Consider the following 23,093-nt stretch of genomic DNA (forward strand, 5'->3'; position numbering starts at 1 on the left):
GGCCTGGCGGCCGCTGCTACGGGAGGCGATACGCCTTGGGAATGCTATGATCGCGCCAACCATCGCTCAGGACCTCCCCGCCCCCCATGGACTACCGCAAACCCTCCGACCGCAAAAGCATGCACGCGCGCATCGTGCAGGAAATCGGCATGCAGATCGTCTCCGGGCGGCTGAAGCCCGATGACAAGCTGCCCGCCGAGGCGCTGTTGTGCGAGGAATATGCGGTCAGCCGGCCGGTGCTGCGTGAGGCCACGCGGGTGCTGGTGGCCAAGGGGCTGGTGTATTCCAAGCCGCGGGTGGGCACGGTGGTGAAGGCGCGGCGCGAGTGGCACCTGCTGGACCCGGACGTGCTGCACTGGCTGATGCAGAGCAGCCCGCAGAACGAGTTCTTCGCGTTGCTGACCAGCGTGCGGGCGATCATCGAGCCGGCGGCGGCGGCCCTGGCGGCGCAGCATGCCACGGCCGAAGACGTGGCCTCGATTGCCGAGGCCTACCAGCGCATGGAAGCGGCGCCCACGCCTGAGGCTTTGCTGCAGCCGGACCTGGACTTCCACAGCCGCATTGCCGAAGCCACCCACAACGACCTGCTGGCGCACCTGTGCAACATGCTGGCGCTGGCGCTGCGCGAGGCGTTGAAGCATTCCAACCAGCGGCCCAACCTGCATGAACTGGCGATGCCACGGCACAAGGCGATCCTGACCGCCATCGAGAACCGCGATGCCCTGGCAGCGCGGCAGGCGACGCTGGTGCAGCTGGATGATGCGCGCAATGCGTTGGGGATGGTGTTGGGGTCGGAGTTGACTCTGTAACCTCCTGCCACCGCGTAACGCCCAGACGCAGCCTGCGGCAGCTGCTACGCGAGGTCCGTCGTAGCAGCGGCGGGGCGGCCATCCGCCGCAGGCCGCGTCAGTGCGCGAATATCGACCCGCCCGCCTTGCCCGCCATCTTCTCCGGCTTGATCAGGAACCGCGCCAGCGCCGGCAGCAGCCACAGCGCGCCAAACATGTTCCACAGCAGCATGAACGTCAGCATCAGGCCCATGTCGGCCTGGAACTTGATGGCCGAGAAGATCCAGGTACACACGCCGATCGCCAGGCACAGGCCGGTGAACAGCACCGCCTTGCCGGTGGATTTCAGCGTCTGGTAGTAGGCTTCCTGCAGCGGCAGCCCGGCACGCAGGAAGCTTTCCAGGCGGCTGTAGATGTAGATGCCGTAGTCCACGCCGATGCCCACCCCCAGCGCCACCACCGGCAGGGTCGCGACCTTGACGCCGATGCCCATGAACGCCATCAGCGCGTTGCCCAGCACCGAGGTCAGCACCAGCGGCAGCACGATGCACAGCGTCGCGGCGAACGAGCGGAAGGTGATCAGGCACATCACCGCCACGCAGATGTACACCAGGATCAGGATGGTCAGCTCGGCCTGCTTGATCACCTCGTTGGTGGCCGCCTCGATGCCGGCATTGCCCGCCGCCAGCTGGAACTGCAGGCCGTCGCTGTCATGGCTGGCGGCGAACTGCTTGATCACCGCCACGGCGCGGTCGAGGGTCTCGGCCTTGTGGTCGTTGAGGAACACCAGCAGCGGCGCCAGCGAGCAATTGCCGTTGTACAGGCCGTCGGCGCGGGCCACCGAGCTGTTGAGCACCTCGGGGTTGCGCGACAGGCTTTCCCACTTCAGGTTGCCCTCGTTCATGCCCTTGATCACCTGCTTGCTCACGGTGACCAGCGACACCGTCGACTGCACCCCGGCGGTGTTGTCCAGCTGCCACATCAGCTCGTCCATCGGCTGCATGGTCTCGTAGCGCGAGCAGCCTTCGGCGGCGGTCTGCACCATCACCACCAGCACGTCGGAGCTGGTGGCGTAGTGGTCGATGATGAACTGGTTGTCCTGGTTGTAGCGCGAGTCGGGGCGCAGCTCCGGGGCGCCCTGGTCGAGGTCGCCGATCTTCAGGTTGTGGCCGTACCACAGGCCGCCGCCCAGGGCCAGCACGGCCAGCGCCACGGAAATCGGCGCCACTTTCGGGCTGGCAAAGTTCGCCAGCGCGCGCCAGAACGGGTGCTCGCGCACCGCATCCTTCTTGCTGCGCTCGATGGCGCGTTTGCTGATGCCCACGTAGGAAATCGCCACCGGCAGCAGGATCAGGTTGGTGAACACGATCACCGCCACGCCGATCGAGGCGCCGATGGCCAGCTCGCGGATCACGCCGATGTCGATGATCAACAGGGTGATGAAGCCCACGGCGTCGGCCAGGATCGCGATCATGCCCGGCAAAAACAGCTGGCGGAAGGTGCGCCGCGCTGCGGTCAGGGCGTTGTCGGCGTCACTGGACTGCAGGGCGATGCCGTTGATTTTCTGCACGCCGTGGGAGATGCCGATGGCGAAGATCAGGAATGGCACCAGCATCGAATACGGGTCCAGGCCGAAGCCGAAGGCGTGCATCAGCCCCAGCTGCCAGACCACCGCCACCAGCGTGGTGCTGAGCACGGCGATGGTGCTGCGCAGGCAGTTGGTGAAGAAATACAGCAGCACCAGGGTGATGACGAAGGCGACGCCGAAGAACATCACCACCATGATCAGGCCGTCGATCAGGTCGCCGACCTTCTTGGCGAAGCCGACGATGTGCACCTTGACGTTGGGGTTCTGCGCTTGGAATTTGTCGCGGATCTTTTCCTCAAGGCTGTGGGAAAACTTCTGGTAGTCCAGGCTCAGCAGCTTGCCCTGGTCGTTGGGGTCGGGGTAGGACTCCAGCAGCGGGATCTCGACGATGCTCGACTTGAAGTCGTTGGCCACCAGGCGCCCCACCTGGCCGGACTTGAGGATGTTGCTGCGCAGCAATTCGAGGCTGTCGGCCGAGCCGTTGTAGCTCTGCGGAATCACCTCGCCGCCGGCAAAGCCTTCCTCGGTGACCTCGGTCCAGCGCACGCTGGGGCTCCACAACGACTTCATGCCCGAGCGGTCGACGCCGGGAATGTAGAACGCCTCGTCGTTGATCTGGCGCAGGGTCTCCATGTAGTCCTTGTTGAAGATATCGCCGTTCACCGCCTCCACCGAGATGCGCACGGTGTTGCCCAGGTTGGCCAGGTCGTTGCGGTGCTCGAGCATGCGTTGGATGAACGGGTGCTTGAGCGGGATCATCTTCTCGAAGCTGGTGGAGGGGCGGATCTGCGTGGCTTGCCAGAACAGGAAGAGGCTGGCGAGCAGGCAGAGGATGATGACCGAAGGACGGTTGTTGAAGATCAGGCGTTCAAGGAACGTGGCCTTGTCCTGGTGGTGGCTGCTCATGGAAATCTGCTCCCGGACGGTCATGGTTGGCCCACCTTCTGAAGGCTGGCCTGTTGCTGGCCGAGGTCGGCGCCGTTGGCCGCGGTGACCCGCACGCCGCCCTGCCCGGCCACCACCAGGGTGCCGCCGGCACCGCCGGTAACGGCCGACAGCGACAGGCGGTCGGGGCGGTTGAACAGGCTGAAGGTCTTGCCGTCATCCTTGCTGCGCAGCACCGTGCCGCTGTTGCCCACCAGCACCAGGGTGCCGTCGTCCAGGCGCGTGGCGCCCGACAGGGCGAACTCCAGCGGGCCGCGCGGGCCTTGCAGGGGCACGTTGGCCCAGGTGTCGCCGAAATCGGTGGAGCGGAACAGGTTGCCGCGCAGGCCGTACACCAGCAGGGTCTGCGGTTCGCCGGTGGCCAGCAGGCCGAACAGCGAGCCCTCGTAGGGCCCCTGGACCTTTTCCCAGCTTTGCCCCCAGTCGCGGGAACGGAACAGGCTGCCCTGCTCGCCGACGATGAACAGGCCGGCGTCCTTCACCGCGCCGATGGCGTTGAAGTGGAATTGGTCGGGGTTGTCGACGCGGTCGCTGACGTCCTGCCAGTGCTGGCCGCCGTCGGTGGTGGTGAGCAGCGCGCCGTAGGCGCCGATGGCGAAGCCGGTGCTGGTGTCCTTGAACCACAGGTCGAGCAGCGGCGCCTGGCGCTTGAGGTCTTCGAACTGCTTGGTCCAGGTGGCGCCGCCGTCGGCGGTGGCGAGGATCTGCGCGTCATGGCCCACGGCCCAGCCATGCTGGGGGTCGACGAAGAACACCGCCGTCAGCAGCTGGCGGCTGGGCACCTTGGCCTGGGCCCAGGTCACGCCCTGGTCATCGGAGTACAGCACGTGGCCGCGGTCGCCCACGGCCACCAGGCGCTTGCCGGCGCTGACCACGTCCAGCACCAGGCCGCGCACGGCCTTGGCCGACTCCACCGACCACACTTGTGCATCCGCGCTGGGGTCGGCAGCCCGGGCCATGCCCGCCATGCCGCCCACCCCCAGCCCCACGGCCATCGACAATGCCACCCATGGGCGCCACGCGCCCTTCCCTGTGGCGTGCTTGCCACCACGCCTGACCGGCTCGCTCATAGCGCACTCCCATTATTGTTATTTGACCAGCCTGGGTGGGGGTTGGCTGAAACCAGCACGCCAGAGCCCCGCGAAAGCTGGTCTATCCTAGCCAGCCCGGAAACGGGCTGACAACGCGCGCGGTGTGTTCTTTCATTCGCCGGCGGCCCGCACGGCGCTTCCCCAACCCTAGCAGAAGGCCCCGCACCTGCAGGCCAGAGCCTTGCCGGGCCAGGCGCCAGCCGCAGCGGGCGGGGCTGTGCAGGCAAGGCTGAATGTCGGGCCATCATCCGCCGTTATCGGGTGCCTCTTTATCGAGTACCTATTTACCTCGTACCTAATTACCTCGTACCCATGCGCCGCAGCGCCGCCGGGCTGAAATCCGCCGCCGCAGGTATCGGCCGGCTGAAGTCCACGGTGCTGGCTTCCTCGTTGTCCAGGTGCTGCACGTGGTAGCGCCGCGCCTGTAGGTCATGGAACACGTCCAGCGCCGACCAGGTGGTGGGCAACTCGTAGAAGTTCTTCAGGTAGGCCATGGACACCCGCCACAGCTCGCCACGGCCGTCGTACTGGTCCACCACCGCGGCTTGCCAGCTGTCTTCGTCCAGGTACAGCCGGCGCTTGGCGTACAAGTGCCGCGCGCCGGGCTTGAGGGTGCCCTCCACCACCCACACGCGGTGCAACTCGTAGCGGGTGAACTCGGGGTTGAGGTGGCCGGGCTTGATCAGGTCGGCGTATTTCACCGCGCGCTGGCCCAGGCGGTAGTTGTTGTAGGGGATATACAGCTCCTGCTTGCCCACCAGGTGCCAGTCGTAGCGGTCGGGCGAACCGTTGAACATGTCCGTGTCGTCGGCGGTGCGCAGGCCGTCGGCGCTGCTGATGGGGGTGTCGTAGGCCAGGCTCGGTGCACGCCGCACGCGGCGCTGGCCGGGGTTGTAGATCCAGGCCTGGCGCGGCTCGCGCACCTGGTCCAGGGGCTCGTGCACCAGCACCACGCCACCGGCCAGGCGCGCCGGGCTGCGGATCTGGTTCAGGTAGTAGAACAGCATGTTGTCATTGGTGTCTGCCGCAGGCTGCGGGTCGTAGAAGCGGAACAGGCCCTGCTGCTCGGCGACGATGGGCACGTAGCTGCCGTTGCGCTGCACCGCCACCTCGGCGGCGCGACGCTCCACGTAAATGCCGCGGTAACGGGCAACGTGGTTCCACAGCGCCTCGACGCCGCTGGCCGGGATGGGGAACGGAATGCCGCCCTGGGCGCCGGTGAAGCCGTTGCCGTCGGGCGCGAGCACGGCGTTGGCAGCGTTGTGGCGGGTGTTGTCGTACAGCCACTGGGGCGCGGCGCCAGTGCGCCGGCTCACGTACACCGGCATGCGGAACGTGTCGGGGTACGTCTTGAACAGCGCCAGCTGGCCGGGGCTGAGGTGGTCACGGTACTGCGCCAGGTTGGCGGCAGTGATGGTGAACATCGGCTTGTCGGCGGGGAACGGGTCGACATGCGGGTGGCCGGAGCCGGGGTAGCCGGCAGGCGGGGCCACCAGGCCGCCGGTCCACGGCGGAATGGTGCCGGCGGCGTTGCCGGCCTTTTGCGCGCCCAGCGGGGTCAGGGTCACGCCCAGCTGCACGCCGCCCTGGGGGTCGGCCGCCAGCACCGGGGTGGCGAAACAGGCGAGCAGCACGGCCACGCCTGGCCATCTCGAAAATGTGAGCATGGTGGTTCTCCCTTAGAACGAGTACTTGACGTTGAAACCGATGTTGTCGCGGTCGCGCACGGCGTTTTTCTGCCCGCCGCCGTAGAACTCGGTGTATTGCAGCTCGGCTTCCAGGCTGTTCTGGTAGTTGGCCCGTAGCCCCGCCGAGTAGGCCTTGCGGCCCTCGATGAAGTTGCCGGTGAGGTGCGAGTTGCCGCTGAAATCGTCCTTGTAGGTCAGGAACGGCGAGACGTTGACGCCGCCCACCAGGTTGTTCCAGGTGCCGATCACCATGAGCGTGGCGCCATAGGCGTCCGGGGTAACCTGCGCGTCGCGACCGAAGCCAACGCTGTAGCCGGCGTTGGCGCGGCTGGCGTAGTAGCGGCGGCTGCCGTCGAAGGCGGTGTACTGCAGGCTGCTGCCGCGCAGGTGCTCGGACGCCACCTCGGCCACGGCGTTAATGCCATCGAAGCCCCAGCGCGGGCCGAAGCTGTAGAGCGTGCCGAGGGAGGCGTTGAACATCTGCACCCGCTCGCTGCTCTGCACCTCGTCGCCCAGGCGCACGTGCTTGCCGCCGATGTTCACCGTCTTGCCGTCGGCCAGCGGGCCGGCCTGGGCCAGCAGGTCGCCGACCAGGTCGCTGGTGGAGGCCATGCCGATGGGCATGTTGGGGCGGTAGGTGAATTCACCGAACAGCGCGGCCTCGCCCAGGCGGGTGTTGAAGCTTGCACCGAACATGCGGATGTCCTCGGCGAACTCGCGGCGGCCACGCACCTGGTTGGCGACGTCGAGGGTGGCGACGCCGTTGGCGGCCTGGGTCAGGGCGGCGTTGTAGGCGGCGGCGACTTGCCCGGTAGGGTTGGCGGCGATCGCTGCCTGCAGCTGCTCGCGGGACATATCCATCTGTTGCGCCACCTGCTGCTGGATGGCCGGCGCCGCGGCAGCCTTGATCTGGGTCAGGTTCAGCCCCTTGTACGCCCCCAGGTCGGCATGGATGGTCGGCTCCTTGCTGTGATAGTTGACGAAGTAGAAGCCGAACTCGGTGTTGTTCAACTGCTCGGCGGTATACCGGAAGGCCACGCCGAACTGGCCGTCGTTGCGGGCATTGATGTCGGGGCCGATGCTGGCCGCCTTGAGGTTGCCGTAGCGGTCGATGCCCCCGCCGCCCTGCAGGCCGCCAACGCCCAGGGCGCTGAGCCCCTGGTACAGGCCGGTGACCGCGCGCAGCGCCGGTACTTCGGCGTAGGCGGTGTGGCCGCCCTTGGCGAACAGGTCGGTCTCGGCGAAGTAGGTGCCCACTGGGTCGATGGCGGTTTCCTTCCAGTTGAACTGGTAGAAGCTTTCCACAGACAGGTTGTCGGTGAGGCCGACGCTGAAGTTGATGGCCTCCACCGGCATCAGCACTTCCTTGAGCTCCGAGCCGGGCAGGCGGAACTTGGCGGCGTCGATGGGGTTGGTGGTGTTTACCCCGCCCCGGTAGAAGATGCCCTCGCCCCAGTTGAACACCTGCCGCCCCAGGCGCCCGGACACCGGCATGCCGGCCACGTCCCAGTCGCCGCGCACGTAGGCGTCGAGGATTTCCACGTTGCTGCCGGCGTGGTCGCGGGTGGCGCGGCTGAAATGGCGGTCAGCAGGGAAATTCTGGCTGGGCTGGACCGGGTTGTTGTTGCGGTTGTAGTCGGTGTGGCCGTCCATGATGCGGCTGTCATAGAAGCCGCTGGCACGCAGGAACAGCCCGTAGTTCCTGTAGGAGGTTTCCAGTTCACTGGTGAACTTGTAGACCGAGGAAACCAGCCCCGGGTCGAAGTTGCGATTGCCGTCGTTGGCGTTGATGTCATCGTTGCCCTTGTCCCGCCCCTGGACCCGCCACAGCTGCCCGTAGGACAGGGTGGTGTCCAGCGAGCCGCGCACTTCATCCTCCAGGAAACTGAATTCCACGGCCTCGGCGGGCACGCAGGCCAGGAACGGCAAAAGCCCCGCCAAGGTGTAGCCGGCGCGTGCCGGTGCCAGGCTTGGGGGTACCGCGACTGCATGGTTACGCATGGTGATCTCCCTGAAAATCTTATTGTTTTCCGAACCCGCAGGGTCAATCCGTAGGACATTTCCCAAGGTATGAAAAAAAGGCGGGTGCTGACCGGCAGATGAAGGTCAGGGAGGCAGAGTGCCAAGGGTAACGAGGGAGCGATAGCGCTAATGCGCCGGGGAGCGGATTTTCAGGAATACCCTACGCAGCGGGGTAAAACCTCCTACAAATCCAGGGTTTTCCTGGAACAACGCGGTGCTTGAGGACGCGGCCTTTGGCCGCTGCTACGGGGATCTGCGTAGCAGCTGCCGCAGGCGGTGTCTGGGGGCAACGAGGTGTGCTTGGAAGAACGCGGCGCTTGGGGACGCGGCCTTTGGCCGCTGCTACGGGGATCTGCGTAGCAGCTGCCGCAGGCGGCGTCTGGGGGCAACGAGGTGTGGCTGGAAGGACGCGGCGCCTGGGGACGCGGCCTTTGGCCGCTGCTACGGGAAGGTGTATGCCCAATGTGGCGTGTTATTGGCCGTGCAGGCGGCCCAGGCCGGGTGGCACGCCGCCGGTGTCGGTGGCCTGCCAGGGGCCATCGAGGCTGGTGGCCCAGGTCCAGCCGCCATTCCAGCGGTAGTAGGTGCGCTGGCGGTAGTAGGTGTCCGCCTGGCCTTCAAGCACGTACACGCCCAGTTTCGGCTCCCAGTGGCTGGCCCCGCCCGGTGGCGGCGCGAAGCTGGCCGAGGTACGCGGCGCAGGCTTGCTGGCCGGGTTGCCAGGGGTCACCGGCAGGGGCCGGCCAGGCTGCGGCGCCGGGCGGGTCTGGGGCAGCGACGGGATGGTCGGGGCGTTGGGCTGCGGCTGCGGGTGTTGCACCGCGCAGGCGCTCAGGCCCGCGATCAGGGTTAACAGGGAAACACGGGCAATGGCGTGCATGATCAGAGATCCGGGCTGTCGATGGTCAGGTTTTGCGGCGCGGTGGTGCTGCTGGCCAGGGGCTGGCTGCGGCCGACCCACTCGCCCTTGGTCGGCTGGCCGGCACGGGAGATGCGCGCGACAAGTTGGACCTCGGGAAAGTTCGACAGTTTCAGCTGCGGCATCATTGCATCGCCATCCGTGAGCTCGACGCTGGCCGGCAAGTCGGCCACGGTTAGGCGCTTCACCGCCAGCGGCATCGGCGGCCCGGAGGCGGCGCGGGCGAAGATGAACACGCTGTCGCCCGGCTGCACCTTGGTTTTCAGCTCGGCGCCCAGGTCGACGTGCACCTTGAGCAGCGCCGCGGCCTTCTCCACCGGAGCCGCCGCCACGCTGCCACCGCCGGCGGTGATCTTGTCGGCGGCGCGCTGGATGCCACCCTGCAGGGCGGTGCGGGACGGATCGTCCGCCGGCAGCAGCACCAGCAGGCGCTGCCAGTAGTCCACGGCTTCCTGATAGCGCTGGCCCTCGAAGGCGGCGATGCCGCGCAGGCCCAGGCTGGTGACTTCCTTGGGGTCGGCCTTCAGCGCTTCATCGGTGAGCGCCTGGATCTCCGGCGACCACTTCTTGTTGCTGGCGAAATACTCGGCCTGGGCCAACTGGCCCAGCACTTCGGGCTCGCGCCCGGCCACCGCCAGGGTGCGCTGGAACAGCCGCGCCGCGTCCGCCGGACGGTTCTGCGACATGTAGGTACGGCCGAGGAAGAACAGCCCCTGGGCCGAATCCGGCTGCGCGGCCACCGCACGCTCCAGGCGCTGGGTCATCTGTTCCATGGATGTGGGCGGCGTGGCGAACTCGCGGGTCAGCTCCACCTTGTCGCTGGAGCCAAAATGCAGGTACAGGCCCAGGCCCAATGCCGGCACCAGCAGCGCCGCCAGCAGCGGCAGCGGCCGGCCCAGGCGCGACACGCGGGCGCCGTCGGCCCCCTCGGTGTCGGCCAGCAGCTCGCGGGCGGCCTCGGCGCGGCCGGCCTCCAGCTGTTCGGCAGTGAGCACGCCCTCGGCCTGTTGCGCCGAAAGTTCAGCGATGCGCTCCTGGTACAGGGCCACGTTCAGGGCGGTACGGTCTTCTTCCTGCTGGGCGCGACGGCCGCGCACCACGGGGATCAGCAAAAAGCCCAGGGCCACCAGCAACAGCAGGCCCACGGCAAGCCAGAAATCAATCATGGGTGTTCTTTATCCAACAAGGTGGCGAGGCGCGCGCGCTCTTCGGGGGACAGTTCGGGTTCAGCGTCGGTGCCGGTGGCACGGCGGCGACGGACGATCAGCAGGATCACCCCCACGCCACCCACCAGCAGCACGCCGGGGCCGAACCACAGCAGCCAGGTACGGGCGGTGAGCGCCGGCTTGTAGCGCACGAACTCGCCGTAGCGGTCGACCATGAAGTCGATGATCTGCTGGTTGTCCTTGCCCTCGCCCAGCATGCGGAAGATTTCCCGGCGCAGGTCGGCGGCGATGGGCGCGTTGGAGTCGGCGATGTCCTGGTTCTGGCACTTGGGGCAGCGCAGTTCCTGGGTCAACTCGCGGTAACGGTCACGCTCGGCGTCGTTGGCGAACTGGTAGGTGTCGATGGCCGCCTGGGCCACGCCCGCCAGGCCCAGCGCCAGGCCGGCGGCGGCCAGCCAGCGCTTCATGGCCGGGCCTCGTCGACCAGGCCCTGGTACTGGCTGGCCAGCTGCTCGCGCCACACGGTGTCGTCGATCACGCCCACGTGCTTGTAGCGGATCACGCCCTTGGCGTCGATGAGGAAGGTCTCCGGCGCGCCGTACACGCCCAGGTTCAGGCCCAGGCCGCCCTGCTCGTCGTTGATATTGATCTGGTAGGGGTTGTGGAAGTCCTGCAGCCACTTCAGCGCGGCGGCGTTGTCATCCTTGTAGTTGACCCCGTAGATCACCACCCCCTGCTGGGCCAGCTTGGTCAGCACCGGGTGCTCGACCCGGCAGGAAATGCACCAGGTGCCCCAGACGTTGACGAGTGCCGGCTTGCCTTTCAGGTCAGCCTCGGTCAGCGGCTTGCCATCCTGTACCGATGGCAGCGCGAACGCCGGGAACGGCTTGCCGATCATGGCCGACGGCAGTTCCGAAGGGTCCAGGTACAGGCCGCGGTAGAGGAACACCGCCACCACGAGAAACAGTGCCAGGGGCACCAACAACATCCAGCGCTTCATGCGGCCGCTCCATCCAGACCCAATACATCACGCACCTTGGCGCGCACTTTCACCCGATACCGCCGGTCCATGGCCGCCAGCGCGCCACCCAGGGCGGTCAGCAGGCCGCCGAACCAGATCCAGCGCACGAACGGCTTGACGTGCACGCGCACCGCCCAGGCGCCGTTTTCCAGCGGTTCGCCCAGGGCCACGTAGAGGTCACGGGTGAAGCCTGCGTCGATGCCGGCTTCGGTCATCATCGACTGCTGCACGGTGTACAGGCGTTTTTCCGGGTACAACACGGTCACGTCCTTGCCGTCCTTGCTGACGCGCAGGGTGCCGCGGTCAGAGGTGAAGTTCGGCCCGCGATAGTGCTGCGCGCCGTCGAAAATGAAGTGGTAGCCGGCCAGGTCCACGGCGTCGCCGGGCGCCATGCGCAGGTCGCGCTGGGCGCTGTGGCTGCTGGACAGCACCACGCCCAGGGCGCACACCGCAATGCCCAGGTGCGCCACGTGCATGCCCCAGTAGCTGCGGGTCAGGCTGCGGGCGCCATTGAGCAGGCCTTTGTGGCGGGTCTTGTCGAGCAGGTCACGCACGCCGGCCAGCAGCACCCAGGCGGCCAGGGCGAACACGGTGAGGATGGCCCAGTCGAAGTTGTCCACCAGCAGGCCGCCGATCGGCGCCAGCACCACGGCGCCGATCAGCACCGGGGTGAGCATGCCGCGCAGCCACTGCAGCGGCGTGTCCTTCCAGCGCACCAGCACGCCCACCGCCATCACCACCATGAGGATGGCCATCAGCGGCACGAACAGCGCGTTGAAGTACGGCGGGCCCACCGACAGCTTGGCGCCGCTGATGGCGTCGAGCACCAGCGGGTACAGGGTGCCCAGCAAAATCATCGAGGCCGCCACCACCAGCACCAGGTTGTTGCCCAGCAGCAGCGTCTCGCGCGACCACAGGCCAAAGCCCACGTGGCTCTTGACCACCGGCGCACGCACGGCGAACAGGGTCAGCGAGCCGCCGACCACGCACAGCAGGAAGATCAGAATGAACACCCCGCGCGCCGGGTCCGAGGCGAACGCGTGCACCGAGGTCAGCACGCCGGAACGCACCAGAAAGGTCCCCAGCAGGCTCAGCGAGAACGCGGCGATGGCCAACAGCACGGTCCAACTCTTGAACACCCCGCGTTTCTCGGTGACCGCCAGCGAGTGGATCAGCGCGGTGCCCACCAGCCACGGCATGAACGAGGCGTTTTCCACCGGGTCCCAGAACCACCAGCCGCCCCAGCCCAATTCGTAGTAGGCCCACCAGGAGCCCAGGGTGATGCCGAAGCCCAGGAAGCTCCAGGCAACGATGGTCCAGGGCCGCGACCAGCGCGCCCAGGCGGCGTCCAGGCGGCCGCCGAGCAGGGCGGCGATGGCGAAGGCGAAGGCCACCGAGAAGCCCACGTAGCCCATGTACAGCATGGGCGGGTGGATGATCAGCCCGGGGTCCTGCAGCAGCGGGTTGAGGTCGGCGCCGTTGGCCGGCACCTGCGGCAGGATGCGCGCGAACGGGTCGGAGGTGAGGATCAGGAACAGCAGGAAGCCGGTGCTGATCATGCCCATCACCGCCAGCACCCGCGCCAGCATCACCTGCGGCAACTGGCGCGAGAACACCGACACGGCGAAGGTCCAACCGCCGAGGATCAGCGCCCACAGCAGCAGCGAGCCTTCATGGGCGCCCCACACGGCGCTGAACTTGTAGTACCAGGGCAAGGCGCTGTTGGAGTTGTTAGCGACATAGCCGACGGAAAAGTCGTCGGTCATGAAGCTGTGGGTCAGGCTGCCAAAGGCAAAGGCCAGGAAGAAGAATTGCCCCCAGGCCGCTGGCTGGGCCAGGCCCATCCATTGGCGGTCGCCGCGCCAGGCGCCAAACAGGGGGACGGTGGCCTGCACCAGGGCAAAGCACAGGGCCAAAATCATGGCCAGGTGGCCGAGTTCGGGAATCATGGTCTCAACCTTCCTTGCCGGGCTGCGCCGGGGCGCCGGCAGCGGACTGGCCGCTGTCCTTCAACGCCTTGGTGACTTCCGGCGGCATGTATTTCTCGTCGTGCTTGGCCAGGATCTGGTCGGCCACCACCACGCCATTGGCGTCCAGCTTACCCAGGGCGACGATGCCCTGCCCTTCGCGGAACAGGTCCGGCAGGATGCCGCGGTAGGTGATGGTGACGTGCTTGTTGAAGTCGGTGACCACGAAACGCACGTCCAGCGAGTCGGCCGAACGCACCAGCGAGCCCTTTTCCACCATGCCGCCGGCGCGGATGCGGGTGTCCACCGGCGCTTCGCCGTTGGCGATCTGGGTGGGGGTGTAGAACAGGTTGATGTTCTGTTGCAGCGCGCTCAGGGCCAGGCCCACGGCCACGCCCAGGCCCACCAGCAGGCCGACGATGATCAACAGACGTTTCTTGCGCAGCGGATTCACTTGCCTTTCTCCCGGCGCAGACGGCGCGCCTCTTCCTGCAAATAGCGCCGGCGCGCCAGCAGCGGCGCGGCGACGTTGTTGGCCAGCACCACCAGGCAGATGCCGTAGGCCGACCACACATAGGCACCATGATGGCCCATGGCGAGAAAATCGCCGAATGAAGCGAAATTCATACGCGACCCTCCAGCGCCTGCGCCACTTCGGCCTTGGCCCAGCTGCTGCGTGCCTCGCGCTTGAGCACTTCCAGGCGCATGCGCATCAGCAGCACGGCGCCGAAGAAGCAGTAGAAGCCCAGGGCGGTGAATAGCAGCGGCAGCCACATTTCCGCAGGCATGGCCGGTTTTTCGGTGAGGCTGAAGGTGGCGCCCTGGTGCAGGGTGCTCCACCACTGCACCGAGTACTTGATGATCGGGATATTGACCACGCCCACCAGCGCCAGCACCGCGCAGGCCTTGGCGGCGCTGTCGCGGTTGGTGATGGCGTGGCCCAGGGCAATCAGGCCCACGTAGAGGAACAGCAGGATCAGCATCGACGTGAGGCGTGCGTCCCACACCCAGAACGTGCCCCAGGTGGGCTTGCCCCAGATGGAACCGGTGAGCAGCGCCAACGCCGTCATCCAGGCGCCGATGCGTGCGCCACATTGCAGGGCGATGTCGGCGATCTTCATCTTCCACACCAGCCCCACCAGGCCGGCGACGGCGATCATCACGTAGCAGGACTGCGCCAGCATGGCCGCCGGCACGTGGATATAGATGATGCGGAAGCTGTTGCCCTGCTGGTAGTCCGGCGGCGCGAAGGCCAGGCCCCAGACCACGCCAATGGCCAGCAGCAACGCCGCGGCGATGCTCAACCACGGCAGCAGGCGCCCGCTGATTCCGTAGAACCATTTGGGCGAGCCGAGTTTGTGAAACCAAGTCCAACTGATCACGCTGCTATTCATCACGGTGCATCCTGAATCTTCGCCAGCCCTCATGGGGGCTGGCATCATTATTCGCCGACGCTGATCTTCAGGCCAGCGGCTATCGCAAAGGGTGTGAGGGTGACAGCGAGGGCTGTCAGGCTACCCAGCCAAAGCAGGTAGCCGGCGGTCGGCATGCCTTGCAGGGCCGCCTGCAGGGCGCCACTGCCGAGAATCAGTACCGGTATGTATAAAGGCAGGATCACCAGCGCCAGCAACAGGCCGCCGCGCTTGAGCCCCACCGTCAGCGCCGCACCCACCGCGCCCAGCAGGCTGAGCACCGGGGTGCCCAGCAACAGCGAGGCCAGCAGCTCCGGCAGGCACGCCACCGGCAGGCCCAGCATCAGCGCCAGCAGGGGTGACAGCAACACCAGCGACAGCCCGGAGAACGCCCAGTGGGCCAGCACCTTGGCCAGCACCAGCATCGGCAGCGGGTGCGGCGACAGCACCCACTGCTCCAGGGAGCCATCTTCGAAATCACTGCGGAACAGGCCATCGAGCGACAGCAGCACCGACAACAGCGCTGCTACCCAGACTAGCCCCGGTGACAGCGTGCGCAACAATTGCGCCTCCGGGCCTACCGCCAGGGGAAACAGGGCGATCACTATGGCGAAGAATACCAGCGGATTGATCAGTTCGGCAGGCCGGCGCACCAGCAGCCGCGCCTCGCGCTTGAGCAGTTGCAGGAATACGCCGCTCATGCTGCCCACCGCCCCAGGTCCAGCTCGCGGTAGCCGGCCGGCATCACCGTCAGGGTGTGGTGGGTGGTGAGGATGACCATGCCGCCGTTGTCACAGTGGGCGGCCAGGTGCGCCTCCAGCTGGGCCACGCCGTGCTTGTCGAGGGCGGTGAAGGGCTCGTCGAGGATCCACAGCGGCGGCGCCGGCAGGTACAGGCGCGCCAGGGCCACGCGGCGCTGCTGGCCGGCCGACAGGGTGTGGCATGGCACGTCTTCGAAACCGTGCAGGCCCACTGCCGCCAGGGCTTCCCAGATGGCGGCGCGGGAGGCCGGCTGGTGCAGCGCGCACAGCCAGGTAAGGTTTTCCTCGGCGCTGAGCACGTCCTTGATGCCGGCCGCGTGGCCGATCCACAGCAGCATGCGCGCCAGCGCCGCGCCCTGCCCGGCCAATGGCTTGCCGCCCAGCAGCACCTGGCCGGCAGTAGGTTGCATCAAACCGGCAAGCAGGCGCAGCAGGCTGGTCTTGCCGCTGCCGTTGGGGCCGCTGACCTGCAGCATGTCGCCGGGGCCGACGGCCAGCTCCAGCTGCTCGAACAGCATCCGCCAGTCACGCTCGCACGCCAGGGCCTGGGCTTGGAGATGAGGAATCAAACGAAGACCTTATCAATCGGATAAAGGGTACAGGCGCCGTTCAAGTGCGCGCCGCCGTTGCCGTTAAACTGGCATCGGCGTACTTTTTGCAAGCGTTCGACGTGCACTGTATACAAGCTTCGAAGAAGTTGGTGCCGCATTATACATATCGCCCCCCACTGCCATCATGGCAATTTCCGCAGGCCAGGCCTCCATGACTGATATCACCAGCCTTCCCACCCAACTGCCGTCGGCCAGCGCGTTGCGCGCCAGCGTCAGCAGCGGCGACGTGCTGAAGCTGCTGACCTCGCTCGACGGCCTGATGGACGTGGGCGATAGCGCCAGCGGCCAGGTGCTGTCGAGCAAGGGTGGCGCCGGCCAGCCGTTCCAGGTGGTGCTGTCGCTGGTCACTGCCAACGGCGACAAGGCCACCGTGCAGGCCACCAGCCAGCAACCCCTGGCCCAGGGCGCCCAGGTGACGGTCACGCAGCTGGCCTCGGGCAATCTGGCGGTCACGGTGCAGCAGGCCAAGGCCAGCAGCGTCAGCACCCTCACTCAATTGGATACCCAACAATTGCCGGTGGGCACCCTGGTGCAGGGCAAGGTGCTGAGCAGCCAGTTCCAGCCGCAGACGGCCAATTACCGCTCGCTGGTCACCCTGCTCAACACCGCCATGGCCGGCAGCACCCTGGAAATCGACAGCCCCGGGCCGCTGCGGCTGGGCAGCCTGCTCAGCGCCCAGGTGCAAGGCAGCCAGAGCCTGAGTTTCCTGCCCCTGGGCGGGCGGCTGGAGCAGCTGGCGGTCAGCCAGCAGCTGCAAACCCAGCAAAGCCGCCAGGGCTCGCTGGAAGGCCTGCTGGCGGCGCTGCAAAACCTGGGCGACAGCAGCGAGGTGGGTGACGACCTGCGCGCCAGCGCCAGCCGCCTGCTGGCCAGCCTGCCGGACATTCGCCAACTGACCGACGCCCGCGGCGTGGCCCAGGCCCTGAACGCCAGCGGCCTGTTCCTGGAAGCGCAGTTGCTGACCCCGCAGAACGGCGCCCAGCCCGACGATCTGAAAAGCAGCCTGCTGCGCCTGGTGGCGCAGATTCTGCCCAACCTGCCGGGCAATGCCCCGTTCAACCCTGCCGACGCCGCCAAGGCGCTGGCCAACGCCCTGCCCGGCTACGTGCGCACTGCGCTGGGCACGCTCGGCCAGATCGGCGACAAGCCCGACACCAGCAGCTTCCCCCTGCCCGCGCGGCTGCTGGGCGGCGCCGACGGTGAAAACGACTTGCAGAATTTGCTGCGCCTGGCCTCGGCGGCGGTGTCGCGGCTGCAGAGCCACCAGCTGTCGAGCCTGGCCCAGAGTGGCATGAGCGAGGACGGCAAGGTGCTGACCACCTGGCAGTTGGAAATCCCCATGCGCAACCAGCAGGACATCGTGCCCCTGCAGGTGCGCGTGCAGCGTGAGGACGAACCCCAGGAGCAGGCCGCGCAACCCCAGGAGCAGCGGGAAAGCAAAGACCCCTTGTGGCGCGTGGACCTGGCCTTCGACCTGGACCCGCTGGGCCCCTTGCAGATCCAGGCGCAGCTGTTGCGCGGCAGCCTCAGCAGCCAGCTGTGGGCACAGTGGCCTGCCACCGCACGGCTGATCGACAGCGAGCTGGGCAACCTGCGCCAGCAGCTGTTGGCCGCAGGCCTGGCCGTCAGCGACCTGCAATGCCACCAGGGCATGCCGCCCCAGGGCCCGAGCACGCAACTGGAACAACGCTGGGTGGATGAAACCGCATGACTGCCAAAGCCCCCCGTCAGGCCATCGCCCTGACCTACGACGGCCAACAGGCCCCGACCCTCACCGCCAAGGGCGACGATGAACTGGCCGAGGCCATCCTGGCCATCGCCCGGGAATACGAGGTGCCGATCTACGAGAACGCCGAGCTGGTGAAGCTGCTGGCGCGGCTGGAGCTGGGCGACAGCATCCCCGAGGCGCTGTACCGCACCATCGCCGAAATCATCGCCTTCGCCTGGAACTTGAAGGGCAAGTACCCCCAGGGGTTCGACCCCAACCCGGCCCCGGTGGAACGCGATATCACCCCACCCCGATAACGTAGCAGCGGCCGCCGGCCGCGTCCCGAGGCACCACGGCTCAGACGTTCAACAACCGCTCGCGCAACTTGCCAATCTCGTCGCGCATCTGCGCCGCCGCCTCGAACTCCAGGTCGCGGGCCAACTGGTACATCTTCTCTTCCAGCTGGCGAATACGCTTGTTGATCTCGCTGGGCGAGCGCAACTCGTTTTCGTACTTGGCGTTTTCTTCGGCGGCCTTGGCCATGCCCTTGCGTTTCTTGCTGCGCGAGCCGGGCACGGTGGCGCCTTCCATGATGTCGGCGACGTCCTTGACCACCCCCTGGGGGACAATGCCGTTGGCTTCGTTGAAGGCCACCTGCTTCTCGCGCCGGCGCTCAGTCTCGCCGATGGCGCGCTCCATGGAACCGGTCATGCGGTCGGCGTACAGAATCGCCCGGCCGTTGAGGTTCCGCGCGGCGCGGCCGATGGTCTGGATCAGCGAACGGTCAGAGCGCAGGAAACCTTCCTTGTCGGCGTCGAGAATCGCCACCAGCGACACCTCGGGCATGTCCAGGCCTTCACGCAGCAGGTTGATACCCACCAGCACATCGAAGGTCCCCAGGCGCAGGTCGCGAATGATCTCCACCCGCTCCACAGTGTCGATGTCCGAGTGCAGGTAACGCACCTTCACGTCGTGGTCGGCCAGGTAATCGGTCAGGTCCTCGGCCATGCGCTTGGTCAGCACCGTCACCAGCACCCGCTCCTCGATGGCCACCTGCTTGCGGATCTCCGACAGCAGGTCGTCCACCTGGGTCAGCGCCGGCCGCACTTCCACCAGCGGGTCCACCAGGCCGGTGGGGCGCACCACCTGCTCGATCACCCGGCCGGCGTGCTCTTCTTCATACTTGCCCGGCGTGGCCGAGACGAAGATGGTCTGCGGGCTCACCCCTTCCCACTCGTCGAAGCGCATGGGCCGGTTGTCCAGCGCCGACGGCAGGCGGAAGCCATACTCCACCAGGGTTTCCTTGCGCGAACGGTCGCCCTTGTACATCGCGCCCACCTGGGGAACGCTGACGTGGGATTCGTCGATCACCAGCAGCGCATCGGGCGGCAGGTAATCGTACAAAGTGGGCGGCGGCGCGCCCGCCGGGCGGCCCGACAGGTAGCGCGAGTAGTTTTCGATGCCGTTGCAGTAGCCCAGCTCCAGCATCATCTCCAGGTCGAAACGGGTGCGCTGCTCCAGGCGCTGGGCTTCCACCAGCTTGTTGGTGTCGCGCAGGTAGTCCAGACGCTCCTTGAGCTCTTCCTTGATGCCTTCGATGGCCTCCAGCAAGGTCTCGCGCGGGGTCACGTAGTGGCTCTTGGGGTAAAAGGTGAAGCGCGGCAGCTTGCGGATGACCTCGCCGGTGAGCGGGTCGAACGCCGACAGGCTCTCCACCTCGTCGTCGAACAGCTCGATGCGAATGGCTTCCAGGTCCGACTCCGCTGGGTACACGTCAATCACGTCGCCGCGCACCCGGAAGGTGGCGCGGGCAAAATCCATCTCGTTGCGGGTGTACTGCAGGTCGGCCAGGCGGCGCAGCAGCGCGCGCTGGTCGAGCTTGTCGCCGCGGTCCACGTGCAGCACCATTTTCAGGTAGGTCTCGGGGCTGCCCAGGCCGTAGATGCACGACACCGTGGTGACGATGATGGCGTCCTTGCGCTCCAGCAGGGCCTTGGTGGCCGACAGGCGCATCTGCTCGATGTGGTCGTTGATCGACGAGTCCTTCTCGATGAAGGTGTCGGACGACGGCACGTAGGCTTCCGGCTGGTAGTAGTCGTAGTAGGAAACGAAATACTCCACGGCGTTGTTGGGGAAGAACGCCTTGAACTCGCCGTACAGCTGCGCCGCCAGGGTCTTGTTCGGCGCCAGCACCAGGGTCGGCCGCTGAACCTGGGAGATCACGTTGGCGATGCTGAAGGTCTTGCCCGAGCCCGTCACGCCGAGCAGGGTCTGGTGCGCAAGGCCGGCTTCGATGCCCTCCACCATCAGGCGGATGGCCTCGGGCTGGTCGCCGGCAGGCTGGAAACGGGTGACGAGCTGGAACTCGGACATGGCGAACCTCTTGGTCATCGGCAGGACGCGCCCTGCAGACGAAAACGATCACGGGCGGCAACCGACGCCTGTATTTATAGACAGTATCTTATACCCCAAGTGGTGTTTTGCGGTGTCAGTTTCAAGATAAGGCCTACAAGGTTATTGGACCGCGCCCACATCGAAATGACTAACGGTGTAAAAAAAAAGCGAAATTGGGCCGGAAAACCTGCATCAAGCTGTCGCAGGTGCAAGCAAGGATCTCTATACTGACTCCCCGTTTGTGCACCGCTCTAGTGCATTTTTGGAGCGGTGTACCCCCATTACCCTCCAATCAGAGCTACGGTAAAAATGAGCCTGTTTTCTGCTGTCGAATTGGCACCCCGCGATCCTATCCTGGGCCTGAACGAAGCGTTCAACGCTGACACCCGCACCGACAAGATCAACTTGGGCGTGGGCGTTTACAGTGATGAACAAGGGCGAATTCCCCTGTTGCGTGCCGTCGTCGAAGCCGAGACCGCACGTGTTGCCCAGCACGCCGCCCGCGGCTACCTGCCGATCGACGGCATCGCCGCCTACGACCAGGCCGTGCAGAAACTGCTGTTCGGCGCCCAGTCGCCACTGCTGGCCGAAGGCCGCGTGGTCACCGTGCAAGCCGTTGGCGGCACCGGCGCACTGAAAATCGGTGCCGACTTCCTCAAGCAGCTCTCGCCCAACGCCGTCGTCGCCATCAGCGACCCAAGCTGGGAAAACCACCGCGCCCTGTTCGAAACCGCCGGCTTCCCGGTGCAGAACTACCGCTACTACGACGCCGCCACCAATGGCGTCAACCGTGCCGGCCTGTTCGAAGATCTGAACGCCCTGCCCAACGGCTCCATTGTCGTGCTGCACGCCTGCTGCCACAACCCGACCGGCGTCGACCTGACCCCCGAAGACTGGAAGCAAGTGCTGGAAACCGTCAAGGCCAAGGGCCACGTGCCGTTCCTGGACATGGCCTACCAGGGCTTTGGCGACGGCATCGACGAAGACGCCGCCGCCGTGCGCCTGTTCGCCGAGTCGGGCCTGACCTTCTTCGTCTCCAGCTCGTTCTCCAAGTCGTTCTCGCTGTACGGCGAACGCGTTGGCGCGCTGTCGATCGTCACCGAGTCCAAGGAAGAAAGCACCCGCGTGCTGTCCCAGGTCAAGCGCGTGATCCGCACCAACTACTCCAACCCGCCTACCCACGGCGCCATGATCGTCGCCACCGTGCTGAACAGCCCTGAGCTGCGCGCCATGTGGGAAGCCGAACTGGCCGAGATGCGCCTGCGCATCCGTGGCATGCGCAACCAGATGGTCGAAGGCCTGGCCGCCGCCGGCGCCAACCGCGACTTCGGTTTCGTCGGCCTGCAGCGCGGCATGTTCTCCTACTCGGGCCTGACCGCCGCCCAGGCCCAGCGCCTGCGCAGCGACTTCGGCATCTACGCCCTGGACACCGGCCGCATCTGCGTGGCAGCCCTGAACCAGAGCAACATCGACCGCGTGATCAAGGCGATCGTTGCCGTGCTGTGATGCCGTTCAGCGGGAGAAGTTAACAAAAGGTGTTGACTTCTCCTTTTGAATCAGTAACATAGGCACCAGATTCCGCGATAGCTCAGTTGGTAGAGCAAATGACTGTTAATCATTGGGTCCCTGGTTCGAGTCCAGGTCGTGGAGCCAAAACATAACGAAGCCCCTCTTTTAGAGGGGCTTTGTCGTTTCTGGGGTTTGGAAATGAGTAGCGGCGCCTGGGACGCGGCCTGGCGGCCGCTGCTACGGGATTGTGTTTGCCGCTATTGCGGGTCAGGCCGCCGCCGTTCTCATCCGCAGGCACAAGGCCAACCCCAGCACCGGAAGCACCACGTAGCTCACTCCCAGCAGCGTCACCACGTCATTCCCCGCCGCCGACACCAGGCTGTTGACGCCGAACGCCAACCCCATCTGCGAGCAGCAATACAGCGCCCCCGCCGCCCCGCGCCGGGTGGGGAAGCGGTTGATCGCCAGCGCCGAGGCGCACAGGACGATGAAGGAGTAGCTGAACGAGATGCCCGCCACGCAGGCCAGGAACACCCACGCCGACATGAGCCCCAGTTGCGCCACGATCAGCAGCGCCGCGCCGCACAGCAGGGTGATGGCAAAACCCACCGCCATGGCGGCGTGCATGCCCAGGGTGCGCACCAGCCAGGGGAACGCCAGGCGGCTGATGATCAGGCCGCTGCCCACCAGGGCCGTGGCCCAGCCGTAGTCGGTGGCGCTGAAGCCGAAGCGCTGCTGCAGCACGAAGGGGCTGGAGCTGGTGTACAGCACGAAGCAGGTCATGCCGATGCCGGCCATGACCGTGGTGGCCAGGAAGGTCGCGTCGCCCAGCACCACGGCGTAGCTGGCGAACACGCCGGCCACGCTGATGGACGGGTCCTTGTGGGTATTGGTTTCCCGGCTACGGCCGTAGGCCAGGAAAATCACCGCCAGCAACAGGGCCATGAGCACGAAGTTGGCCCGCCAGCCGAACCAGGCCTGCACCAGGCTGCCCAGCAAGGGCCCGAGCACGAACGACAGGCCCGTGAACAAGGTGATGTAGGAACTGGCGATGGCGTAGCGCGGGCCCTGGACGATGTCCGACAGCACCACCCGCGACAGCGCCAGGCACACCCCGCTGCCAATGCCCTGGACAAAGCGGGCTGCCAGGAACACCGAAGCCTTGGCGGCATACACCGCCCACAGGTTGCCGGCGATGGCCACGGCGATGCCGATGAGGATCACCGGCTTGCGCCCGTATTTGTCGCTCAGCGGCCCGTACACCAGCGCTCCCACGCCAGTGCCGAACAGGAAGATCGAGATCGAGGCCTGCAAGGTGGCACGCGACACCTGCATGACGCTCATGATTTCCGGCAGCGAGGACAGGTGAATGTCGGTGCCCAGCAAGCCGATGAACAGCAGCACGGTGACCATGGCGACGATTTTCAGCTCGTCGCCGGTGAAACGAATTTGCGTTGATGTGGACACAGCCCATCCTTAATAACGTCCAGGGGTTGCCCTGCA

General features: G+C 66.3%; 20 protein-coding genes and 1 tRNA gene. 5 read left to right on the forward strand and 16 right to left on the reverse strand.

What is annotated here, in order from left to right; all coding sequences use genetic code 11:
- The first annotated feature begins 86 nt into the window (after positions 1-86).
- A complete protein-coding gene (locus tag AC0Z2B_RS12420) occupies positions 87-809 on the forward strand; it encodes a FadR/GntR family transcriptional regulator (RefSeq protein ID WP_416423179.1) in 723 nt (240 codons plus the stop codon).
- 97 nt (positions 810-906) lie between these two features.
- On the opposite strand, the gene AC0Z2B_RS12425 is transcribed toward AC0Z2B_RS12420, so the two are convergent.
- The 14 genes from AC0Z2B_RS12425 to ccmA all read right to left on the reverse strand — a co-directional run bounded on the left by AC0Z2B_RS12425 (position 907) and on the right by ccmA (position 15,937).
- Complete coding sequence (locus tag AC0Z2B_RS12425) at positions 907-3,282, reverse strand: efflux RND transporter permease subunit (RefSeq protein ID WP_476297191.1); 2,376 nt, start codon at positions 3,280-3,282, stop codon at positions 907-909.
- A 20-nt stretch (positions 3,283-3,302) separates the two neighbouring features.
- On the reverse strand, positions 3,303-4,289 hold the full coding sequence (locus AC0Z2B_RS12430; protein WP_473006827.1) for a YCF48-related protein: 987 nt from the start codon (positions 4,287-4,289) through the stop codon (positions 3,303-3,305).
- A 422-nt stretch (positions 4,290-4,711) separates the two neighbouring features.
- Positions 4,712-6,079, reverse strand: coding sequence for a DUF1329 domain-containing protein (locus AC0Z2B_RS12435; RefSeq protein WP_476296962.1), 1,368 nt, complete (start codon positions 6,077-6,079; stop codon positions 4,712-4,714).
- Between the two features lie 12 nt (positions 6,080-6,091).
- Entirely contained in the window at positions 6,092-8,101 is a 2,010-nt protein-coding gene (locus tag AC0Z2B_RS12440; RefSeq protein WP_476296964.1) for a DUF1302 domain-containing protein, read from the reverse strand.
- A 493-nt stretch (positions 8,102-8,594) separates the two neighbouring features.
- Positions 8,595-9,002 carry a hypothetical protein gene (locus tag AC0Z2B_RS12445; protein WP_476296966.1) on the reverse strand — a complete coding sequence of 136 codons (408 nt, stop codon included), beginning with the start codon at positions 9,000-9,002 and terminating at the stop codon, positions 8,595-8,597.
- A gap of 2 nt (positions 9,003-9,004) precedes the next feature.
- Positions 9,005-10,207 (reverse strand): c-type cytochrome biogenesis protein CcmI, encoded by a 1,203-nt coding sequence (ccmI, locus tag AC0Z2B_RS12450; RefSeq protein ID WP_476296968.1) that lies wholly within the window; start codon positions 10,205-10,207, stop codon positions 9,005-9,007.
- Positions 10,204-10,674: a cytochrome c-type biogenesis protein gene (locus tag AC0Z2B_RS12455; RefSeq protein WP_476296970.1), complete on the reverse strand. Its 471-nt coding sequence runs from the start codon at positions 10,672-10,674 to the stop codon at positions 10,204-10,206. The genes ccmI and AC0Z2B_RS12455 overlap by 4 nt, the downstream gene beginning before the upstream one ends.
- The gene (locus AC0Z2B_RS12460) at positions 10,671-11,207 is read right to left on the reverse strand and encodes a DsbE family thiol:disulfide interchange protein (protein ID WP_416423173.1); all 537 of its coding nucleotides are present in this window, start codon (positions 11,205-11,207) and stop codon (positions 10,671-10,673) included. The genes AC0Z2B_RS12455 and AC0Z2B_RS12460 overlap by 4 nt, the downstream gene beginning before the upstream one ends.
- A complete protein-coding gene (locus AC0Z2B_RS12465; protein WP_476296972.1) occupies positions 11,204-13,177 on the reverse strand; it encodes a heme lyase CcmF/NrfE family subunit in 1,974 nt (657 codons plus the stop codon). Before AC0Z2B_RS12465 ends, AC0Z2B_RS12460 begins: the two co-directional genes overlap by 4 nt.
- 4 nt (positions 13,178-13,181) lie before the next feature.
- Positions 13,182-13,649, reverse strand: coding sequence for a cytochrome c maturation protein CcmE (gene ccmE, locus AC0Z2B_RS12470; RefSeq protein ID WP_416423171.1), 468 nt, complete (start codon positions 13,647-13,649; stop codon positions 13,182-13,184).
- Positions 13,646-13,822 (reverse strand): heme exporter protein CcmD, encoded by a 177-nt coding sequence (gene ccmD, locus AC0Z2B_RS12475; RefSeq protein WP_416423170.1) that lies wholly within the window; start codon positions 13,820-13,822, stop codon positions 13,646-13,648. The genes ccmE and ccmD overlap by 4 nt, the downstream gene beginning before the upstream one ends.
- Positions 13,819-14,577 carry a heme ABC transporter permease gene (locus AC0Z2B_RS12480; RefSeq protein ID WP_416423169.1) on the reverse strand — a complete coding sequence of 253 codons (759 nt, stop codon included), beginning with the start codon at positions 14,575-14,577 and terminating at the stop codon, positions 13,819-13,821. Before AC0Z2B_RS12480 ends, ccmD begins: the two co-directional genes overlap by 4 nt.
- Before the next feature lie 59 nt (positions 14,578-14,636).
- Positions 14,637-15,308 carry a heme exporter protein CcmB gene (gene ccmB, locus AC0Z2B_RS12485; protein ID WP_476296974.1) on the reverse strand — a complete coding sequence of 224 codons (672 nt, stop codon included), beginning with the start codon at positions 15,306-15,308 and terminating at the stop codon, positions 14,637-14,639.
- Positions 15,305-15,937 (reverse strand): cytochrome c biogenesis heme-transporting ATPase CcmA, encoded by a 633-nt coding sequence (ccmA, locus tag AC0Z2B_RS12490; protein WP_476296976.1) that lies wholly within the window; start codon positions 15,935-15,937, stop codon positions 15,305-15,307. The genes ccmB and ccmA overlap by 4 nt, the downstream gene beginning before the upstream one ends.
- Before the next feature lie 193 nt (positions 15,938-16,130).
- Here ccmA and fliK point away from each other — a divergent pair, with 193 nt between their 5' ends.
- The gene (gene fliK, locus AC0Z2B_RS12495) at positions 16,131-17,690 is read left to right on the forward strand and encodes a flagellar hook-length control protein FliK (RefSeq protein WP_476296978.1); all 1,560 of its coding nucleotides are present in this window, start codon (positions 16,131-16,133) and stop codon (positions 17,688-17,690) included.
- Positions 17,687-18,004 (forward strand): EscU/YscU/HrcU family type III secretion system export apparatus switch protein, encoded by a 318-nt coding sequence (locus AC0Z2B_RS12500; RefSeq protein WP_473005863.1) that lies wholly within the window; start codon positions 17,687-17,689, stop codon positions 18,002-18,004. The genes fliK and AC0Z2B_RS12500 overlap by 4 nt, the downstream gene beginning before the upstream one ends.
- 40 nt (positions 18,005-18,044) lie before the next feature.
- On the opposite strand, the gene uvrB is transcribed toward AC0Z2B_RS12500, so the two are convergent.
- Positions 18,045-20,060: an excinuclease ABC subunit UvrB gene (gene uvrB, locus AC0Z2B_RS12505; RefSeq protein ID WP_416423164.1), complete on the reverse strand. Its 2,016-nt coding sequence runs from the start codon at positions 20,058-20,060 to the stop codon at positions 18,045-18,047.
- A 330-nt stretch (positions 20,061-20,390) separates the two neighbouring features.
- Here uvrB and AC0Z2B_RS12510 point away from each other — a divergent pair, with 330 nt between their 5' ends.
- Entirely contained in the window at positions 20,391-21,587 is a 1,197-nt protein-coding gene (locus AC0Z2B_RS12510; RefSeq protein WP_416423163.1) for an amino acid aminotransferase, read from the forward strand.
- Positions 21,588-21,658: 71 nt separating this feature from the next.
- Positions 21,659-21,734: transfer RNA gene (locus AC0Z2B_RS12515), tRNA-Asn, on the forward strand.
- Positions 21,735-21,857: 123 nt separating this feature from the next.
- Here AC0Z2B_RS12515 and AC0Z2B_RS12520 read toward each other — a convergent pair.
- Positions 21,858-23,057 carry an MFS transporter gene (locus tag AC0Z2B_RS12520; RefSeq protein WP_476296980.1) on the reverse strand — a complete coding sequence of 400 codons (1,200 nt, stop codon included), beginning with the start codon at positions 23,055-23,057 and terminating at the stop codon, positions 21,858-21,860.
- Positions 23,058-23,093 lie beyond the last annotated feature (36 nt).

The sequence above is a fragment of the Pseudomonas sp. GYB4201 genome, assembly GCF_056312595.1.

Excerpts from the sequence above, each read along its gene's own strand:
- AC0Z2B_RS12420 (WP_416423179.1), top strand. The coding sequence starts at position 87 with ATGGACTACCGCAAACCCTCCGACCGCAAAAGCATGCACGCGCGCATC.
- AC0Z2B_RS12425 (WP_476297191.1), bottom strand. The coding sequence starts at position 3,282 with ATGAGCAGCCACCACCAGGACAAGGCCACGTTCCTTGAACGCCTGATC.
- AC0Z2B_RS12430 (WP_473006827.1), bottom strand. The coding sequence starts at position 4,289 with ATGGCGGGCATGGCCCGGGCTGCCGACCCCAGCGCGGATGCACAAGTG.
- AC0Z2B_RS12435 (WP_476296962.1), bottom strand. The coding sequence starts at position 6,079 with ATGCTCACATTTTCGAGATGGCCAGGCGTGGCCGTGCTGCTCGCCTGT.
- AC0Z2B_RS12440 (WP_476296964.1), bottom strand. The coding sequence starts at position 8,101 with ATGCGTAACCATGCAGTCGCGGTACCCCCAAGCCTGGCACCGGCACGC.
- AC0Z2B_RS12445 (WP_476296966.1), bottom strand. The coding sequence starts at position 9,002 with ATGCACGCCATTGCCCGTGTTTCCCTGTTAACCCTGATCGCGGGCCTG.
- ccmI (WP_476296968.1), bottom strand. The coding sequence starts at position 10,207 with ATGATTGATTTCTGGCTTGCCGTGGGCCTGCTGTTGCTGGTGGCCCTG.
- AC0Z2B_RS12455 (WP_476296970.1), bottom strand. The coding sequence starts at position 10,674 with ATGAAGCGCTGGCTGGCCGCCGCCGGCCTGGCGCTGGGCCTGGCGGGC.
- AC0Z2B_RS12460 (WP_416423173.1), bottom strand. The coding sequence starts at position 11,207 with ATGAAGCGCTGGATGTTGTTGGTGCCCCTGGCACTGTTTCTCGTGGTG.
- AC0Z2B_RS12465 (WP_476296972.1), bottom strand. The coding sequence starts at position 13,177 with ATGATTCCCGAACTCGGCCACCTGGCCATGATTTTGGCCCTGTGCTTT.
- ccmD (WP_416423170.1), bottom strand. The coding sequence starts at position 13,822 with ATGAATTTCGCTTCATTCGGCGATTTTCTCGCCATGGGCCATCATGGT.
- ccmB (WP_476296974.1), bottom strand. The coding sequence starts at position 15,308 with ATGAGCGGCGTATTCCTGCAACTGCTCAAGCGCGAGGCGCGGCTGCTG.
- fliK (WP_476296978.1), top strand. The coding sequence starts at position 16,131 with ATGACTGATATCACCAGCCTTCCCACCCAACTGCCGTCGGCCAGCGCG.
- AC0Z2B_RS12500 (WP_473005863.1), top strand. The coding sequence starts at position 17,687 with ATGACTGCCAAAGCCCCCCGTCAGGCCATCGCCCTGACCTACGACGGC.
- uvrB (WP_416423164.1), bottom strand. The coding sequence starts at position 20,060 with ATGTCCGAGTTCCAGCTCGTCACCCGTTTCCAGCCTGCCGGCGACCAG.
- AC0Z2B_RS12510 (WP_416423163.1), top strand. The coding sequence starts at position 20,391 with ATGAGCCTGTTTTCTGCTGTCGAATTGGCACCCCGCGATCCTATCCTG.